The 621-nt window shown below is 45.7% G+C and carries 1 protein-coding gene; it reads left to right on the top strand.

The genetic code is table 11. The annotated features are described in order from the left end of the window. Positions 1–621 (top strand): ATP-binding cassette domain-containing protein (locus R7R24_RS28110; protein WP_318120359.1); only part of this gene is annotated, 621 nt, incomplete at both ends.

Raw genomic sequence — 621 nt, 5'->3', positions numbered from 1 at the left:
GGAGCAAGATCCACCGCGCAACCAAGAAGGTACTGTTTATGAGTATGTCTCTGGTGGCTTAGCGGAAATTGGCGAACAGCTTAAGATCTACCATGATCTTCTTGATCTTGTTGCGCAAGACCCAAGCGAAAAGAACATCAACCGCTTAGCAAAAACTCAAGAACAATTGGATCATTCAAATGCGTGGCGTTTTGATGACCGAGTTAAAAACGTACTTAGTGCCCTAAAGTTAAGTCCAGACACATTACTTCGTGACTTATCTGGCGGCTGGCAACGCAAGGCGGCATTAGCTCGAGCTCTAGTTTGCGACCCTGATGTATTACTACTTGACGAACCAACCAACCATTTGGACGTCACAACCATCGAATGGCTAGAGAACTTCCTGAAAGATTTCAAAGGCTCGATTATCTTCATTTCCCACGACCGCGCATTCATTAAATCTATGGCGACACGTATTGTCGACTTAGACCGCGGGCAACTTTCCTCTTTCCCTGGTGATTACGACAATTACTTGCTTGGGAAAGAAGAGATGCTTCGTGTTGAAGAGATGCAAAACGCTGAGTTCGACAAGAAACTGGCTCAAGAAGAAGTGTGGATTCGCCAAGGTATTAAAGCGCGTCG

The organism is Vibrio sp. 704 (genome assembly GCF_033339295.1).
Note: the sequence above shows the minus strand (reverse complement) of the source record. Positions and strands in the feature narration are given on the sequence as shown.